This window comes from Methanobrevibacter olleyae (genome assembly GCF_900114585.1).
Lineage (GTDB): Archaea > Methanobacteriota > Methanobacteria > Methanobacteriales > Methanobacteriaceae > Methanobrevibacter > Methanobrevibacter olleyae.
Map to the genome: position 1 here is coordinate 48,298 of NZ_FOTL01000011.1, position 1,214 is coordinate 49,511.

1 protein-coding gene is annotated in these 1,214 nt (G+C 32.9%); it reads left to right on the forward strand.

Features of this window, described 5'->3' with window-relative positions; genetic code table 11:
- On the forward strand, positions 1–1,214 hold a 1,214-nt coding region (locus BM020_RS04575), incomplete at both ends, for a right-handed parallel beta-helix repeat-containing protein (RefSeq protein WP_200781246.1).

Below are 1,214 nucleotides of genomic sequence, written 5' to 3' on the forward strand. Positions count from 1 at the left end.
ATAGATGCAGAAACAGCAGATGAAAGTGTCAATCTTGGAACCGGTGATGACAGTGCAGTAGCTTCAGAGTCTGTTGAAGAAGATGAAGTCAGCAATGTAATGAATGAGGATAACTTAAAAGGTACAGGATCATCATTCACAGATTTACAAAATTTAATCAACAATACACCTGCGAATAACACATTAACTCTAGATAAAGATTATGCTTATTCTGCTGGTGATTCATGGATAATTATTAACAAAACTATAACTATTGATGGTAAAAACCATGTACTTGATGGAAAATTATCAACAAGCATACTCTATATAACTGGCGATTATGTCACATTAAAAAATATAAAATTCATAAACGCCAATAACACTTATGAGGGTGGTGCTGTTTGTTGGGTTGGTGATAATGGTAATTTAAAGGATTGTTCTTTTGTCAATAACCATGCAGATGGTGGTGGTGCTGTTTTTTGGAATGGTGATAATGGTACTTTAAAGGATTGTTCTTTTGTCAATAACCATGCAGATTCTGGTGGTGCTGTTCTTTGGTATAAGGCTGATTATGGTACTTTAAGTGCTTGTTCTTTTGTCAATAACCATGCATATGGTGGTGGTGCTGTTACTTGGAATGATGCTGATTATGGTACTTTAAGTGCTTGTTCTTTTGCTAATAACCATGCAAAGTATGGTGGTGCTGTTGCTTGGGGTGGTGATTATGGTACTTTAAAGGATTGTTCTTTTGTCAATAACCATGCAGAGTATGATGGTGGTGCTGTTCATTGGAATACTGAATATGGTGTTTTAAGTCTTTGTTCTTTTACTAATAACACTGCTAATCAGTCTGGTAATGCTATTTATGTGTATTCCAATACTACTAATGTATCTAGTTGTTCTTTTAATATTTATCGCCCTACAAATACATCAACAGTCACAATTAACAATCTAATCTACTGTAATGAGACTAATTATGGGGTTAATTACTATGAAAATGATAAGAAAATTAAGAGTGGCCAGATAAATGATGCTAGTGTTACTTTTTATAATTTAGACAACGGAAAACACAAAATCCAAATGAGTTATAATAGTTTTATTAATAATATAATTATAAATGGTGATTCTTATCTAAGTGCTGGTAATGTTTCTATGTTTTATAATGATGGTACTAAATACACTATAAAACTAGCAGACCACAAAGGAAACCCTATAGCAAACCAAAACATCCAAAT